This window comes from Erysipelothrix larvae (assembly GCF_001545095.1).
Lineage (GTDB): Bacteria > Bacillota_I > Bacilli_A > Erysipelotrichales > Erysipelotrichaceae > Erysipelothrix > Erysipelothrix larvae.
Genome location: NZ_CP013213.1, coordinates 1,334,507 through 1,350,726, shown reverse-complemented (window position 1 = coordinate 1,350,726; position 16,220 = coordinate 1,334,507). Strand labels below are relative to the sequence as shown.

Annotated in this window: 14 protein-coding genes and 1 other annotated feature; of the genes, 12 read left to right on the top strand and 2 right to left on the bottom strand. The window is 37.8% G+C overall.

Features of this window, described 5'->3' with window-relative positions; genetic code table 11:
• Positions 1 to 164: 164 nt before the first annotated feature.
• Positions 165 to 725, bottom strand: coding sequence for a YdeI/OmpD-associated family protein (locus AOC36_RS06315; protein ID WP_067632553.1), 561 nt, complete (start codon positions 723 to 725; stop codon positions 165 to 167).
• 151 nt (positions 726 to 876) lie between these two features.
• Positions 877 to 3,501, bottom strand: a complete 2,625-nt coding sequence (locus tag AOC36_RS06310; RefSeq protein WP_067632552.1) for a cation-translocating P-type ATPase — start codon at positions 3,499 to 3,501, stop codon at positions 877 to 879.
• 146 nt (positions 3,502 to 3,647) lie between these two features.
• On the opposite strand from AOC36_RS06310, the gene AOC36_RS06305 reads away from it, so the two are divergent.
• From AOC36_RS06305 to AOC36_RS06250, 12 genes are all read left to right on the top strand, one after another.
• Entirely contained in the window at positions 3,648 to 4,304 is a 657-nt protein-coding gene (locus AOC36_RS06305; RefSeq protein ID WP_067632551.1) for an MBL fold metallo-hydrolase, read from the top strand.
• 114 nt (positions 4,305 to 4,418) lie between these two features.
• Entirely contained in the window at positions 4,419 to 4,889 is a 471-nt protein-coding gene (locus AOC36_RS06300) for a MarR family winged helix-turn-helix transcriptional regulator (RefSeq protein WP_067632550.1), read from the top strand.
• A gap of 2 nt (positions 4,890 to 4,891) precedes the next feature.
• Positions 4,892 to 7,099: an ABC transporter ATP-binding protein gene (locus tag AOC36_RS06295; RefSeq protein WP_067632548.1), complete on the top strand. Its 2,208-nt coding sequence runs from the start codon at positions 4,892 to 4,894 to the stop codon at positions 7,097 to 7,099.
• The gene (locus AOC36_RS06290; RefSeq protein WP_067632546.1) at positions 7,096 to 9,003 is read left to right on the top strand and encodes an ABC transporter ATP-binding protein; all 1,908 of its coding nucleotides are present in this window, start codon (positions 7,096 to 7,098) and stop codon (positions 9,001 to 9,003) included. Before AOC36_RS06295 ends, AOC36_RS06290 begins: the two co-directional genes overlap by 4 nt.
• Positions 9,004 to 9,138: 135 nt before the next feature.
• A complete protein-coding gene (locus AOC36_RS06285) occupies positions 9,139 to 9,966 on the top strand; it encodes an aldo/keto reductase (RefSeq protein ID WP_067632543.1) in 828 nt (275 codons plus the stop codon).
• A gap of 252 nt (positions 9,967 to 10,218) precedes the next feature.
• The gene (arsD, locus tag AOC36_RS06280) at positions 10,219 to 10,563 is read left to right on the top strand and encodes an arsenite efflux transporter metallochaperone ArsD (RefSeq protein WP_067632541.1); all 345 of its coding nucleotides are present in this window, start codon (positions 10,219 to 10,221) and stop codon (positions 10,561 to 10,563) included.
• Entirely contained in the window at positions 10,563 to 12,332 is a 1,770-nt protein-coding gene (arsA, locus tag AOC36_RS06275; protein ID WP_067632538.1) for an arsenical pump-driving ATPase, read from the top strand. The genes arsD and arsA overlap by 1 nt, the downstream gene beginning before the upstream one ends.
• A 1-nt stretch (position 12,333) precedes the next feature.
• Complete coding sequence (locus AOC36_RS06270; RefSeq protein ID WP_067632536.1) at positions 12,334 to 12,657, top strand: ArsR/SmtB family transcription factor; 324 nt, start codon at positions 12,334 to 12,336, stop codon at positions 12,655 to 12,657.
• Positions 12,657 to 13,082: an arsenate reductase ArsC gene (locus tag AOC36_RS06265; RefSeq protein ID WP_067632534.1), complete on the top strand. Its 426-nt coding sequence runs from the start codon at positions 12,657 to 12,659 to the stop codon at positions 13,080 to 13,082. Before AOC36_RS06270 ends, AOC36_RS06265 begins: the two co-directional genes overlap by 1 nt.
• Positions 13,082 to 14,140 carry an ACR3 family arsenite efflux transporter gene (gene arsB / locus AOC36_RS06260; RefSeq protein ID WP_067632532.1) on the top strand — a complete coding sequence of 353 codons (1,059 nt, stop codon included), beginning with the start codon at positions 13,082 to 13,084 and terminating at the stop codon, positions 14,138 to 14,140. The genes AOC36_RS06265 and arsB overlap by 1 nt, the downstream gene beginning before the upstream one ends.
• A gap of 74 nt (positions 14,141 to 14,214) precedes the next feature.
• Positions 14,215 to 14,457, top strand: a binding site (T-box leader).
• Positions 14,458 to 14,492: 35 nt separating this feature from the next.
• Positions 14,493 to 15,533: a methionine ABC transporter ATP-binding protein gene (locus AOC36_RS06255; RefSeq protein ID WP_067632530.1), complete on the top strand. Its 1,041-nt coding sequence runs from the start codon at positions 14,493 to 14,495 to the stop codon at positions 15,531 to 15,533.
• Complete coding sequence (locus AOC36_RS06250) at positions 15,517 to 16,218, top strand: methionine ABC transporter permease (RefSeq protein WP_067632528.1); 702 nt, start codon at positions 15,517 to 15,519, stop codon at positions 16,216 to 16,218. Before AOC36_RS06255 ends, AOC36_RS06250 begins: the two co-directional genes overlap by 17 nt.
• The last annotated feature ends 2 nt before the right edge of the window (positions 16,219 to 16,220 follow it).

Genomic DNA, 16,220 nt, shown 5'->3' with positions numbered 1-16,220 from the left:
AGATTTGATTCTTATTTAACACATTAAAAATACCACTGTAGTGTTTGTAAGCAAAGGGTTGCTTCTCACATTATAGTGGTATTTTTTAAAACGTTGAACCATAAAGAGAAATGTCACATGATTTATCAGTAGGTTAATGTTTGTGTTTTGATTGAGTGTTCGAATTAGTCGTCCAAAAGACGACCATTATCGTTCCACTGCCCATACATTATGTTGTTTCTTGTCTGTTCGATAAAACGATCAAGCCGTTTATTGAAATGAACGGGGTCTTTTCTTACACTTTGAATGGTGTCAAGTCGTACTTTTTGATAAAGAGGATGCATGTTTTGAAAGTTTTCGTAAACAATCGGATCTTCTTTGATTCGCATCAAGATATCTGCATCAATCTTAAAATCAAGTGCTTCAGGTGGCACAATAGATAACCCAAACGCTGTCATCATCCCCATTCTTTGAAGTCTTAGGACGCGCTGAATGTTAAGCTGTGTCCAAGAACTATTTTTTCTTCGTGGTGATAACCGCTGATACGAAACGTCATCAATACGTTTTTTTGTACTATCAATCCATCCAAAACACAACGCTTCTTCAACAACATCCAAATAGTAAAGCGCTCCTGACGTTGGTTTCATACTGGTTCTTACCCAGCATTCTGTTTCTTCTGTATGATAGCTTTCAAACCATAATCGCAAGGAAGCTCTGTCAAGCACATCATCGAGTCTGTTTTTCATATTAACCTCATCTATTGCATCGCAGACTTATTATACACCATATAATTGTTGAGACAAACTACAGGGTTTTTAAAATGGGCATACTGTTAAATAAAAAGCTGTAATCCTTTAAGCAATACACCTTAAATGGATTACAGCATGTTGACTAAACTCAATATCCTAAAAGTTTAAAGATTTCGCCAAATACAAGTTGTACTAGTGAAAGTCCAATCGCAATCATCCAGTGATACATTGAAATTGGGGATAATACGAATACATGTTGTAAGAAGGGTACTGTTGCGACAATTACTGTAATCAACAAGGATGCAAAGGCACTGACTGTAAGCCATGGATTTTCAAAGAGCGATGACTTAAAGAGTGATTGTTTTGTTCTTACATTAAAGATGTTGAGCACCGATGCCCACGATAAGACGATAAACGCCATCGTGATGCCTGTTGCGTAGGTAGCAGGGGTTGTATCTGTTAATTGAACAAATCGTCCAATATAGAAGCCAATCAATGTGATTACGATAAACACAGATGATTTCATCGCAATTTGAATGCCGAGTTTATTTGAGAAGATACTTGCATTTTTAGATAGCGGTTTGCGCTGCATAACATCTTTTTCTGCTTTTTCTTGTGAGATAAAGAATCCTGGGATTCCATCAGAAACTACGTTAATAAAGAGCAGTTGAACGGAGGTAAGTGGGGTTCCCCAACCAATTAAGACCCCAATCAACATGACGATAATTTCCGCAAAGTTTACACTGAGTAAGAAGTGTACGGTCTTACGAATGTTGTCATAAGCAGCACGTCCTTCAGAGATTGCATCAACAATCGTTGCGAAGTTATCATCGGTGATAATCATATCTGAAGCACTTTTTGATACTTCAGTACCCGTAATACCCATTGCAGCACCAACATCTGCTGCTTTTAAGGCAGGTGCATCGTTAACCCCATCACCCGTCATTGCAATCACCATTTCATGAGATTGCCATGCTTGAACAATCCGAATTTTATCTTCAGGACTCACACGCGCATAAACGGAAATGTCTTTAACATTATTGCGTAATTCATCATCGCTCATCTCAAGAAGTTGTGCGCCGGTGATTGCACGCCCACCTTCTTCTAAAATACCGATTTCACGCGCGATTGCTGATGCAGTACCAATATGGTCACCAGTAATCATAACTGTCTTGATCCCTGCTTCTTTAGCATGTGCAACTGCACGAGAGCTTTCAGGACGTGGGGGATCAATCATTCCAATCAATCCAACAAAATTCAAGTCGTTTTCCAAGGTTTCTGCATCAAGATGTTCAGGTAAATGATTCCAAAACCGATAACCCACGGCAATAACACGCAATGCTTGATTTGCAAATGAGTCATGGACTTCATGTGCTTTAGCGGACAAACTTTCAGTAAAGTTTGCTGGAATACGATCAAAGGCACCTTTAGTGATGGATACAAACCCATGCTCAAGTTGATGAACTGTCGTCATCAGTTTGCGGGATGAATCAAAGGGTAATTCATGAATGCGCGGATACATTTCATCAATCGACTCGCGTTCAATGCCTTTATCAAGCATGAGACGAATGATAGATGCTTCAGTTGGATCACCAATTATAATCGGATTGTCATGGCTAAAGTTTACTGTATCAACGCGTGCGTTTGTACATGCAATCAATAACTCCAACATTTCAAGTTCTTTTTTATCAAAGGTATGACTTGCGGAATTTGGTTCAAGCTCAGCATGCCATAACCGTTGAATAAACATTTTATTTTGAGTAAGCGTTCCTGTTTTATCAGAACAAATCACATTGGTGTTTCCAACTGTTTCAACGGCAGGAATACGTCGTACGATTGTATTCTTCTTCACCATATTTTGAACACCATTCGCTAAAATTAGGGTTACAATTACAGGAAGTGTTTCAGGAACTGCCGCAACGGATAGTGAGATAGCAGTCAGGAGCATATCTGCAACAGAATCCCCATGAATCACAGCACCTACAAAGAAGATAATAACACCAGCACCAATTGCAACAAGTGATAGATACTTCGCAAGTGTTTGAAGTCTTTTTTGAAGCGGTGTCAATTGTTTTCCAGTTGTATTCAATAGGTTTGCAATCTTACCCATTTCAGTGTTCATACCCGTTTCAGTAATCACAGCACGACCACGACCACCCGTAACTAAACAGCCTGAATAAACCATGTTGATGCGATCACCAATTGGTGCACTCTCATCAATAATTGCATGTGAGTCTTTTTCTGAAGGAACACTTTCACCAGTTAATGCTGCTTCTTCAACTTGAAGACTGCTGGCCTCAAGTAAACGTGCATCAGCAGGGATGCTGTCTCCAGTATGAAGTTCAATAATATCACCCGGAACAACTTCAGTAGCGTCAAGTGTAATAAATGCACCATTACGAATCACACTTGCTTTATGCGCGTTCATATTCTTTAAAGCTTCAAGCGCTTTTTCAGAACGACTTTCTTGGGTGATTCCTAATACAATATTAATGACGACAATGGATAAGATAACAACAACCTTTGCCCATCCTTCGCCAGTATAGATTGCCATATACCCCGCAATCCCAGCTGCCACCAATAGTATAATTGTAGATATCTCTTTTAAATGGTGTAATATTTTACTAAATAGTGATTCTTTTTTTGCTTCTTCAAATGCATTGGGTCCATATTTTTCATAGCGTATATCAACTTCAGGTCTTGATAAACCATTTTCAGTATCGACGGACAATGCTTTAACAACTTCATCTTTTGTCATATTATGCCAGATCATAAACTGTTCCTCCTTTAATTACGTCAAGTAATTATAACCATTATTTATACCTATAATAAAGTTTATTTGGTGAAATTTCTGTGAAAATGACCTATATTCTGAGAATCAGCAAAAAAATGATAGAATAAAGGTAAAGGAGCACACTCATGAACCATCTTATCTTAACAAACCGCCATCATGTTCTCATGTATGATGATGTCTTTGAAGGCATCTATTTAAATATACATATCATCATCACACCGCCCTATATCTTTGTGATTGATAGTGGACTTGGCGCACAAACAGCACAGGATATAAACCATATTATTCATGAATATGGAAACAATCAACCAATCATCTTAATTAATTCGCACGCACATTGGGATCATGTATGGGGGAATGCATTTATTGATAGTGCGTGGATTGTATCCCATAAACGATGTCTTGAAGTTTTAAAAAGTGATTTGGTCCATGACTATGAAACACATAAAACGTATGCACGGGGTGCAGTCATTCCAAAATACCCAAATCTTACATTTGATCAAACCTTGATTTTTGAAGAGGCAGGTATTGAATTAGGGTTTGCCCCAGGACATACTGACAATGATATTTATGTCTACGATCACTTCGATCATATCTTAAATGTGGGGGATAACATCGGAGATACGGTTGAGGAATGCATTCCCTATTTAGAAACGTCCCAAGAGATTTATGTTCAATCAATCAAACGCTACCAAAGCTATGATGTTAAGTGGGTTGTATCTGGACATAATGAAGTAGTGGATGCATCAATGTTTGATAAAATCCTCGACCAATTAAAGTAAACACTTTCATAAAGAATCGTCTATTTTTTTAAAATATTCGATTCTTTTTAGTTGACATAAAGGGGTATTATAGGCATAATGTATAAGTACTTATATATTAAGGGGTAATAGAAAATGGAGACAAATAAGCGAAATGAATTCTTCACAGCATTAAATCGACTGCGAAAGTTTCCACATCACATGCGCGTTGATGGAACCATGCAATTTACTGAACTGATGATATTAATGAATATTCAACGTGCTGAGGAATTTCCTGAATCAAAGTTTAATGTCAAGAAGATTCAAAAATTTCTCAATATCTCACAATCCGCAGTGTCACAGACCATTGCAAGTCTGGAAGATAAGGGATACATCCGACGCGATATCGATCCAAATGATCGACGAAAATTTGCGTTGACCTTAACACCCTTAGGGAGTGATACCATTCATACAATGAATGCCAGAATGGATGAAATGATGGATGAGATTTTTGAGTCTATTTCTGATGAAGAAATTAAACAATTTAGTGCTTTCACACAAAAACTTGTGGAAGCAGGTCAAAGAGTGATTGATAAAAATAACGCAAAATATGAGAATAAGGAGTAAGTATGTTAAAACTTAAGAAGTATTTAAAACCCTATTTATTGGGGGTATTCTTTGCGATTTTACTATTGTTTGGACAAGCATTTGCGGATTTGAATCTGCCAAACTACATGTCAGACATTGTGAATGTTGGGATCCAACAAAACGGGATTGAATATTCAGCACCAGAAGTGATAAGTGAGAATGGATTTAATCTCATGCTCTCATTTATGACTTCAGATGAAAAAGATATCGTAAAACAACATTATACATTGACCAATGTCAGTGATTATAAAGGGTATACATTGGTTACAAATCTTGAAACAATTTATGTTCGTGGATCTGTGTCACACGATGAGTTGGATACTCTTGATGCAATCTTTGGTCGTGCAACATGGACCATGATTTCATTTTTCCAAGAACAATCTGGTCAATCGGGTGGAAGTATTACATCAATTGATACGGACTCATTAGATATGAATCAGTTGTATCAACTCATTCCAATGGTGAGTCAATTACCTGAGAGCACCATCGTGTCACTGCGTGAATCCAATTCGGTTGATGCGTCAATTATGACACAAAGTGGTATGGTATTGTCGCGTGCATTCTATACTGAGTTAGGGATCAATATTTCGAATCTACAACGTGATTACATCATTAACATCGGAATTAGAATGTTAGGGATTGCCTTTTTAGGGGGTCTTGCAACGGTTCTTGTGAGCTTATTATCTTCACGAATCGCAGCAGGTGTTGCCCGTGATTTGCGTCATGATGTCTTTGAAAAAGTAGAAAGTTTCTCAAATGCAGAATTTGATAACTTCTCAACAGCATCGCTCATTACACGTACAACCAATGACATTACTCAAATTCAAATGCTTATTGGTATGGGAATCAGGATGCTATGTTATGCACCAATTATGGCAATTGGTGGTACGTATATGGCGTTAAGACAATCCACATCAATGGCATGGATTATTGCACTTGCATGTCTAATCTTGATTCTTTTAATTGGTGCAATTATGGTTGTGGTCATGCCTAAATTCAAGAGTATGCAAAAACTCGTGGATAACTTGAATTTAGTGTCTCGTGAGAATTTAAGTGGTTTGATGGTTATTCGGGCCTTTGCAACACAAGACTATGAAAAAGGGCGGTTTGAAGATGCCAATGATATCTTAGCGAAAACAAGTCGCTTTGTGAATCGTGCTATGAATACAATGATGCCTGCAATGAGTTTTGTCATGAATGGTGTGACCTTAATGATCGTTTGGGTTGGTGCGCACCAAATTGCGAACTCTTCCATGCAAGTTGGGGATATGATGGCTTTCATTCAATATGCAATGCAAATTATTATGTCGTTCTTAATGATCACGATGATGTTTGTATTTGTTCCTCGTGCTGCAGTATCAGCGGACCGTATTATGGAAGTACTTGAAACCGAAGTAAGTATTGTTGATCCAAAACAACCACAATCTTATGAAAAAGATGCACAAGGGATTGTTGAGTTTAAACATGTATCCTTTAGATATGGTGATTCTGATGAAGATACATTGCGTGATATTAGCTTTGTTGCAAAACCAGGCGAAACAACCGCAATTATTGGACCAACAGGTTCAGGTAAATCAACAATCGCAAGCTTGTTATTACGCTTTTATGACGTCACAACAGGTGAAATCAACGTTGATAATATCAATGTTAAAGATGTAACCCAACATGATTTGCGTGAAAGAATTGGGTATGTACCGCAAAAAGGTGTCCTCCTATCTGGAACTATTGAATCAAACCTACGCTATGGTGCACCTCAAGCAACTCAAGAAGGTGTACATGCTTCTGCACGCGTTGCTCAAGCAGCAGGGTTTATCTCTGAAAAAGAAGATGGGTATGATTCTTTGATTGCCCAAGGGGGAACAAATGTGTCTGGGGGGCAAAAACAACGCCTCAGTATCGCACGTGCCCTTACAAAAAATCCCGATATCTTTGTGTTTGATGATAGTTTCTCAGCACTTGATTTCAAGACGGATGCAATTCTTAGAAAAGAACTCAAAGAATATACCGGTGATGCAACGATGATTATTGTTGCACAACGTGTTAATACAATTATGAACGCCGATCAAATTATCGTACTTGAAGATGGTGTAATTGTTGGAAAAGGAACCCATAAAGAACTCCTTTCAACCTGTCCTCAATATTATGAAATCGCGTCTTCACAACTATCAGAGGAGGAACTAAACGGATGAGTACAAAAGATACACAAACAATAAAAAATCCTCAACCACGTCGTGGCGGACCGATGGGTGGCGGTCATGGCGGTGGAATGCGTGGCCCGGTTGAAAAGGCAAAAGACTTTAAAGGGTCAATTAAACGTCTGATAAACTATTTAGGAAACTACAAGTATTTAATTATTGTGGTATGGATTTTCGCAATTGCTTCAACCGTATTTACAATCGTTGGTCCTAAAATCTTAGGAAAAGCAACCGATGAACTCTTTACAGGACTCATGGCAAAAGTGACCGGAGCTGGAAACATTGACTTTGGAGCAATTGGATCCATCCTTACCTGGCTTGTTGTTATCTATGGAATTAGTGCCTTGTTGTCCTTTGTTCAAGGCTACATTATGTCTGGCATTACCGCAGATGTTTCAAAACGTTTACGTACTGATATGAATGATAAAATTCACAAATTACCATTAGGGTTCTATGATACCAAAAACCATGGTGAAATATTGAGTCATATTACCAATGATGTGGATACAATTAACCAATCACTCAATCAAGGAATTACCCAAATTATTACATCGATTACATCACTCATCGGGATTTTGATTATGATGTTCTCGATTAGCTGGCAAATGACACTGGTATCACTTGTGACTTTACCACTCTCAGCAGTATCGGTAATGGCAATCGTGAAACGCTCCCAAAACTTCTTTGTTCAACAACAAAAATCATTGGGAACTGTGAATGGTCATATTGAAGAAATGTTCGGAAGTCATGTGATCGTTAAAGCGTTTAATGGTGAAGAAGATTCAATGAATACCTTTACTCAAGCAAACAGTGATCTATACAACTCAGCATGGAAGTCAAACTTCTTAAGTGGATTGATGATGCCGATTGTAAACATTATTGGGAATATCTCATATGTTGCAATCTGTATCCTCGGAGGCTATCTTGCAACCAATGGTTCCATGACTGTGGGTGGTATTCAATCATTCATTCAATACGTGCGTTCATTTAACCAACCAATTTCACAAATCGCAAACATTTCAAATGTACTCCAACAAACCGCTGCTGCTGCAGAACGTGTGTTTGAGTTCTTAGATGTTCCTGAAGAAGTTGAAGATGTCAAAGATGCCATTAAGCTTGATGATGGACTTGCTTATGATCGTAATGATAGTGATCATGATTTGGTAACCTTTGATCACGTATCCTTTGGCTACTCAGAAGATGTTCAAGTCATTCACGACTTTACCGCTCATATTAAACCGGGTCAAAAAGTCGCAATCGTCGGTCCCACAGGCGCAGGTAAAACTACAATTGTTAAACTCTTGATGAGATTCTATGATGTATCAAAAGGTGCAATCTTACTCAATGGTCATGATATTAAAGATTATGTAAAAGATGATCTTAGAACGGTATTTGGCATGGTCCTTCAAGATACATGGTTATATTCAGGATCAATCCTAGAAAACATTCGTTATGGTAAACTTGAAGCAAGTGATGAAGAAGTCTATCAAGCAGCAAAAGCAGCACAAGTAGACCACTTTGTCAGAACCTTGCCACATGGTTATGAATCTTTAATCAATGAAGAAGCAAATAATGTATCACAAGGTCAAAAGCAATTGCTGACAATTGCGCGTGCAATTCTAGCAGATCCAGAAATCCTGATTTTGGATGAAGCAACCTCATCGATTGATACACGTACAGAAATATTGATTCAAAAGGCAATGGACAACTTATCACAAGGAAGAACAAGCTTTGTAATCGCCCATAGACTTTCAACCATCAAGAATGCGGATTTAATCCTTGTAATGGATAAAGGGGATATTGTTGAACAAGGAACCCATGACTCATTACTTGCAAAAGATGGCTTCTATGCAAAACTGTACAACAGCCAATTTGAAGATATGTTAATTGAAGATTAAGCTGAGATTCCTCAGCTTTTCTTTATTTTTATAGGCATAGAAAATGATTAATAAATAAAGTTTTGGATTGTGTTGCATATCCGTTTAAATCTGATATACTCGTTGATATAATTCTTTCACAAAGGGGTGAGTGAGATGACATTTATTTTAAATGATGGAACAGTGTTACCAGATATCGGATTTGGAACGTATGGCTTAAAAGGGGAAATGGGTGTCCATGCAATCGTGAGTGCTTTACAAAACGGATATCGTTTGCTTGATTCCGCATTCAATTATGAAAATGAAGGAACTGTGGGTGAAGCCATTCGTCAAAGCAAAATTAAGCGAGAAGAAATCCTTGTAACATCAAAGTTGCCTGGACGATATCATGCATATGATGCTGCCTTACTAACAATTCAAGAGTCTTTGAGTCGATCAGGACTTGATGCGTTTGACATCTATTTAATTCACTGGCCAAACCCACGAGAAGACAAATACGTCGAAGCGTGGCGTGCTTTAGTTGAAGCAAAACGTAGAGGGTTGGTGAAGAGCATTGGTGTGTCCAACTTCCTGCCTGAACACATTGACAGATTGATTAAAGAAACTGGTGTGACCCCTTCGCTTAATCAAATTGAGTGTCATCCAAGCTTTAATCAAATTATTTCACGAGAATATAACACGTCAAAGGGGATCGTGACACAAGCATGGAGTCCCTTGGGAAGAGATACTGGAATCTTAGAACATCCATTATTCAAAGAACTTCAAATAAAGTATCACAAAACGCCCGCGCAAATTGTATTAAGGTGGGAACTGCATCTTCACGTGCTTCCAATCCCAAAATCCGCAACAGATATTCGACAAAAAGAAAACCTAGATATCTTTGATTTCGAACTAGAAAGCTGTGATATTCAACGCATTAACAATCTTTCAAATGTGTTTGGACGACTCAAAGGTCAAGATCCAGCAATCTACCAAGAATTCTAAGCATATTATTGAATGAAAGTATCAAGAAGTAAGTTTAAATTTAACATTAAGCAGCATGATGGTCTATGGAGTCTCAAGATCATGTGCTGTTTTTTTTTATTGTAGGACGCGGCGTCATACATCTTCAATACCGTATCTTGAAAATTATTAGACACATGTTTTAAAATCTAAAACAAACACATAGATAAATATCTATATTGACAAATATCTATATACAGATGTATCATATCCTTAGTATAAAGGAGAAATTCTATGAAAATTGAAATATTTGATCCAGCAATGTGTTGCTCAACAGGCGTGTGTGGTACCAGTGTAGATAAAGAATTATTGCGTGTCGCAAGTCTTGTAGATAGATTAGAGAAAAGTGGGGTTGATATTCGTCGGTATCAATTAACAAATGAGCCTCAAGAATTTATTGCTAATCAATTGATAAGCGAACTACTCAACAAAGATTCTGAATCGCTACCCATTACATTAGTCAATGGGAAGGTTGTTAAGACTAAAGGGTATTTATCAAATCAAGAGTTTGATCTTTTGTTTAAAGCAAATGATGAAGCGCACCCTACCAAATGCAATTGTAAAAATGGGTGTTGTTGATGGTACAATCACGAACATTTGAGCCGTTTGATTTAGATTCTGTACCCATTACGAAATTTATGTTTTTTACAGGTAAAGGTGGGGTTGGGAAAACATCCGTCGCGTGTGCTACTGCAGTGACACTCGCTGATAAAGGATTTAAAGTGTTACTTATCTCTACAGACCCTGCCAGCAATTTGCAAGATGTATTTGAAATAGAACTAACCAACACACAAACGCGCATAGAGGGTGTTGATAATCTATGGGTGGTTAATTTAAATCCAATTGATGCCGCGCAAGCATATCGGGATTCAGTAATTGAACCCTATATTGGTAAACTCCCAGATAACATATTAACTAATATGAAGGAGCAATTATCGGGATCTTGTACTGTAGAAATTGCAGCATTTAATGAATTTACCAAGTACCTTGTAGATAATGATGGTATTGATACCTATGATTATATAATATTCGATACAGCACCAACAGGGCATACACTGAGAATGCTTCAACTTCCATCTGCTTGGGATCATTTTATATCAGAAAGCACTCATGGCGCATCGTGTTTGGGACAACTGTCTGGATTACAAGATAACAAGCAAAAGTATGCAGATGCTGTTGAGATTTTAGGGGATCGCACGAAAACGACGATCGTCTTAGTGGCTAAAGCAGATTCCAGTCCTTTATTTGAAGCAGAACGCGCCTCAAAAGAACTCATAGACATTGGTATTTCAAATCAAGTGCTTGTGATAAATGGCATGATAACCAAGAGTTCAAATGATGCAATTGAAGAAAGCATGATCCATAAACAACACCTTGCACTGAGTAAATTTCCACAAGGGCTAGAACTGTTAAGAACCTATGAGATCCCATTAAGGTCTTATAATGTTACAGGTATCGAAAGTCTGCGGTATTTGCTTTACAAAGATACCTTGATCGAAACAACTGCAGTACCAACGATAAATAGTAAAGAAATTGATACACTAATTTCTGATTTGATTACCACAAACAAGAAAATAATCTTTACGATGGGAAAAGGTGGCGTTGGTAAAACAACCATGGCATGTGCAATTGCACTTGGCTTAGCAAATAGAGGACAAAGCGTACATCTTACCACAACCGATCCAGCAAATCATCTTAAAGGATTTCTGAAAGAACACCACAATATCACAATGAGTGAAATTGATGAACAGAAAGAATTGTTGAAGTATCAAGAAGAAGTCCTTTCAGTTGCACGGGAAACGATGGATGAAGCAGACTTAGAGTATATTAAAGAAGACCTTCGTTCACCATGTACTCAAGAGATTGCTGTATTTCGTGCCTTTGCAGAAATTGTTGATCGCTCAAGTGATGAAATAATCGTGATTGATACTGCACCAACAGGACACACATTATTGCTGTTGGACTCAACTCAAAGTTATCACAACGAAATTGCGCGCTCTCAAGGGGAAGTCCCTGAATCTGTGAAACGTCTATTACCAAGACTGAGAAATCAAAACGAAACAGAAGTTGTGATTGTATCTTTAGCAGAAGCGACCCCGTATTTCGAAGCGTCACGGTTAATTGAGGACTTACAACGCGCGAATATATTTAGTAAATGGTGGATTGTAAATTCGAGTTTAGTGAATGTTGAGACTTGTTCAAGCATTCTAAAAGCGAAACAAATGAGTGAATATCATTGGATAAGCACGATCAGTGAAAAGACAAAAGGCAACACCATAATTGTTCCTTGGATTGCAGAAGCAATAAATGAGGATTCAATTAAAGCGTTAATGAATGAGAGGATCTAAAATGGACAAAGACCAAAACATATCAAATATAGAAGCGGTAATTTTGTTTAAAGCTATGGCTGATGAAACCCGATTAAAGATTATGGAGATGTTAACACAAGAAGAACTGTGTGCATGTCATATACTTGAGGCGTTTCATATTACACAACCAACATTGTCATACCACATGAAAATATTAGTTGAGAGTGAATTGGTCACAAGTCGAAAAGATGGTAATTGGATTCGCTACCGATTAAATCAAGACAAAGTTGCCAAACTTAATGCACTTACCAAACGTTATATTACGCATGATGATGTATGCATTCGCGAAGGAGGGTGTGATTAATGGACCAAAGTGTCAAACCTAAAGTAGCTTTTATTTGTGTTCACAACTCGTGTCGTTCACAGATTGCAGAAGCGATTGCAACATTAAAATACTCAGATATTATGGAAGCTTACTCCGCGGGAACAGAAAAAAAAGATCAAATCAATCCGGATGCTGTGCGTATTTTTAAGGCACGCTATGATATAGATATGAGCACAACTCAATCCTCTAAAACATTGGATTTGATTCCAACGGTAGATATTGTTGTTACGATGGGATGTAACGTTGATTGCCCTTGGCTTCCTTGTAAGCATCGCGAAGATTGGAACTTAGATGACCCCAGCGGCAAATCTGATGCTGCGTTTGAATATACAATTGATCAAATAGAGCTAAAGATGAAAGATCTAATGCGTCGCCTTAAGGACAAGGAAATTGAGGTGGATTAATGAATAATTCAAACGGAGACTCAGACAATCGTAACATTGGTTTTTTTGAAAAATATCTTACAGTATGGGTTCTTCTTTGCATGGTGACCGGTGTTCTTATCGGAAAATTCTTTCCAATAGTAGCCCAAGAAATCGAGAAAATTCAAATTTATAATACATCAGTTCCGATTGTTATCTTGACTTGGATTATGATTTTCCCCATGATGTTGAAGGTCGATTTTAAATCGATTCTTGCGGTCAAAGAAAACTATAAAGGGATTCTTATTTCAAGCTTTACAAGTTGGGCTATCAAACCATTTCTGATGTTTGGCCTTGCGTCCTTTTTCTTTCTTTTTGTATTTCAAGCGTTTATTCCAAGTGATTTAGGCTACCAGTATATTGCAGGAGCAGTACTACTAGGCGCAGCACCCTGCACCGCAATGGTATTTGTATGGAGCCATCTTACAAAAGGAGACCCAGCCCATACACTTGTTCAAGTTGCGCTTAATGACCTTATGATTATTGTTCTGTTTGTTCCGATTGTATCCTTTCTTCTCAATGCAACCAATATTGTTGTACCTTGGGATGTCTTATTTGGATCAGTAATTGCATTTGTAGTATTCCCACTTACTGGCGGAGCCCTCACACGATATTTCGTTGTGAAGCATAAAGGATTTAAATATTTTACCGATGAATTTATTCCTTTTTTTGAGCCAATCACAACGTTTGGATTACTGGCTACCTTAATCATTATCTTCACATTCCAAGGGAATATAATTATTAATAACCCACTTCATGTAATCCTCATTGCGGTTCCATTAGTGCTTCAAAATATCATTACTGCACTGTTTGCATATGGCAGTTGTAAGATCGCAAAACAACCACACAATGTTGCTGCTCCTGCTGCATTAATTGGTGCATCCGATTTCTTCGAGTTATCAGTTGCTGTTGCAATCACACTCTTCGGCGTGAACTCGCCTGTTGTATTAGTTTGTACAGTAGGTGTTCTGACAGAAGTCCCTGTGATGCTTATGTTAGTGCGGTTTGTGAATAAAACAAAGGGGATGTTCAATTACTAAACTTACTACCCATATGAAGTTATTAAGTCGTGATACCTTGACAAAACACATTTTATCAAACATAATGTACACAGTTAAATGCAATGAAAAGAAGAGTACGCATGTTAAGGGTTTTATAGAGAGTCTTGGTTTTGGTGAAACAAGATAAACACAACATGACGGAAGATGGCCTTGGAGCAGGATTGTTGAGTTTAAGGATTAGACAATCTCGGGTATGCCCGTTATCGCATCTAAAGTAGTCAAATACTTTGTGAGGTATATACTGTGAAGTATGTATAAATTAAGGTGGTAACATGAGAAGCACGCTCATCCTTAGGGAGGCGTGTTTTTATTTTAGAAAGAGGTGTGTGAATTGATAAGACTTGAAAATGTATCAAAACGATTTGAATTAAAAAATACGCAAGTCGATGCAGTGCGTGATGTATCACTCACAATCAATGATGGTGAGATATTTGGTGTGATTGGATACAGTGGGGCTGGTAAAAGTACCCTTGTACGCTGTATTAACTTACTTGAAAGACCGACGAGTGGATGTGTTTATGTCAATGATGTTGATTTAACAAAATTATCAAACAAAGACCTCCGTGCTCAACGTGAAAAAATCGGAATGATTTTCCAACAATTTAACCTGATGACCTCACGAACCGTTCATGACAATGTGGCGTTTCCACTTCATAATAAGATGTCAAAAGAAGCACGTGACTTAAAAGTTAAGGGACTCTTAGATATTGTTGGATTGTCTGATAAAGGGGATGCTTATCCTTCGCAATTATCAGGGGGGCAAAAACAACGGGTAGCAATTGCCCGAGCTTTAGCAAATGATCCGGGTATTTTACTGTGTGATGAAGCTACCAGTGCACTTGATCCTCAAACGACACAATCCATTTTAAAACTGTTGAAAAGACTCAATAAAGAATTGGGAATTACAATTGTTATCATTACACATGAAATGGGCGTAATCAAAGATATTTGTGATCGTGTTGCAGTGATGGAGAATGGCTATGTAAAAGAGCTTGATCGTGTCATTGAAGTCTTTGCCAATCCTAAAGCAGATATTACCAAAGAGTTCATCGCAACAACCAGCAACATGAATCAAATTAAGGAATTACTTGATAGTGATGTTGATATTGTTCATGTAGCGCACGATCAAATGATGCTTCAACTTGATTTCTATGGATCCAATACCAAAGAATCCATCATTGCACATTGCATTCGTGCAATTGATGTTGATGTGAGCATTATTTTTGGAAACGTTGAAGTCATCCAAGACGTTGCCTTGGGATCGCTGGTTGTAGTGGTAACGGGCAATAAAGAAAAACGCATCGAAGTCTTGCGTTATTTAAATGAACAAAATGTGAAAGTGGAGGTGTTGAAAGATGCAAGAAATGATTAATCAATGGTTACCAAATCTCGTGAGATATTGGCCTGAATTCTTAACAAGCATTGTTGAAACACTTCAAATGATGGCGTGGGCAGGTGTGTTTTCGATTTTCTTTGGTCTAATTTTTGGCGTAATTCTTGTGGTAACGCAAAAAGGAAACATCTTAGAACATGTTATGATTTCACAAGTCAATGCATTTATCCATCAGTTCATTGATAAAACAGTGAATATCATGCGCTCCATTCCATTTCTTATTTTGATTGTTGCGATTGGTCCATTTGTGCTCTTTATTGTCGGAACTGCAATTGGCGTTAAAGGTGCAATCCTTCCAATGGTAATTGGGTGTACACCATTTGTGATTCGTCAGGTAGAAATGGCATTATCTACAGTGGATCCAGGGCTTATTGAAGCTGCAGAAGCAATGGGATTGTCACCGTTTAAAATTATTACAAAAGTTTATTTAAAAGAGAGTGTGCCACAACTCATTCGTGCGGTAACCATCACGTTGATTAGTTTGCTTGATTTAACTGCTATGGCAGGAATTATTGGTGGTGGTGGTTTGGGTGCCTTTGTTATCCGTTATGGCCGTGGTCGGTTTTATACTGATATTATTGTTGTTTCGGTCATTGTATTGGTACTGATGGTTATGGTCATCCAAATGATTGGGAATGCTTTATCTCGTAAATTTACACACTAAAG

What these genes read in the sequence shown, in the direction of transcription:
- AOC36_RS06315 (WP_067632553.1), bottom strand. Translation starts at nt 725, where the DNA reads ATGAAAAACAGACTCGATGATGTGCTTGACAGAGCTTCCTTGCGATTA.
- AOC36_RS06310 (WP_067632552.1), bottom strand. Translation starts at nt 3,501, where the DNA reads ATGATCTGGCATAATATGACAAAAGATGAAGTTGTTAAAGCATTGTCC.
- AOC36_RS06305 (WP_067632551.1), top strand. Translation starts at nt 3,648, where the DNA reads ATGAACCATCTTATCTTAACAAACCGCCATCATGTTCTCATGTATGAT.
- AOC36_RS06300 (WP_067632550.1), top strand. Translation starts at nt 4,419, where the DNA reads ATGGAGACAAATAAGCGAAATGAATTCTTCACAGCATTAAATCGACTG.
- AOC36_RS06295 (WP_067632548.1), top strand. Translation starts at nt 4,892, where the DNA reads ATGTTAAAACTTAAGAAGTATTTAAAACCCTATTTATTGGGGGTATTC.
- AOC36_RS06290 (WP_067632546.1), top strand. Translation starts at nt 7,096, where the DNA reads ATGAGTACAAAAGATACACAAACAATAAAAAATCCTCAACCACGTCGT.
- AOC36_RS06285 (WP_067632543.1), top strand. Translation starts at nt 9,139, where the DNA reads ATGACATTTATTTTAAATGATGGAACAGTGTTACCAGATATCGGATTT.
- arsD (WP_067632541.1), top strand. Translation starts at nt 10,219, where the DNA reads ATGAAAATTGAAATATTTGATCCAGCAATGTGTTGCTCAACAGGCGTG.
- arsA (WP_067632538.1), top strand. Translation starts at nt 10,563, where the DNA reads ATGGTACAATCACGAACATTTGAGCCGTTTGATTTAGATTCTGTACCC.
- AOC36_RS06270 (WP_067632536.1), top strand. Translation starts at nt 12,334, where the DNA reads ATGGACAAAGACCAAAACATATCAAATATAGAAGCGGTAATTTTGTTT.
- AOC36_RS06265 (WP_067632534.1), top strand. Translation starts at nt 12,657, where the DNA reads ATGGACCAAAGTGTCAAACCTAAAGTAGCTTTTATTTGTGTTCACAAC.
- arsB (WP_067632532.1), top strand. Translation starts at nt 13,082, where the DNA reads ATGAATAATTCAAACGGAGACTCAGACAATCGTAACATTGGTTTTTTT.
- AOC36_RS06250 (WP_067632528.1), top strand. Translation starts at nt 15,517, where the DNA reads ATGCAAGAAATGATTAATCAATGGTTACCAAATCTCGTGAGATATTGG.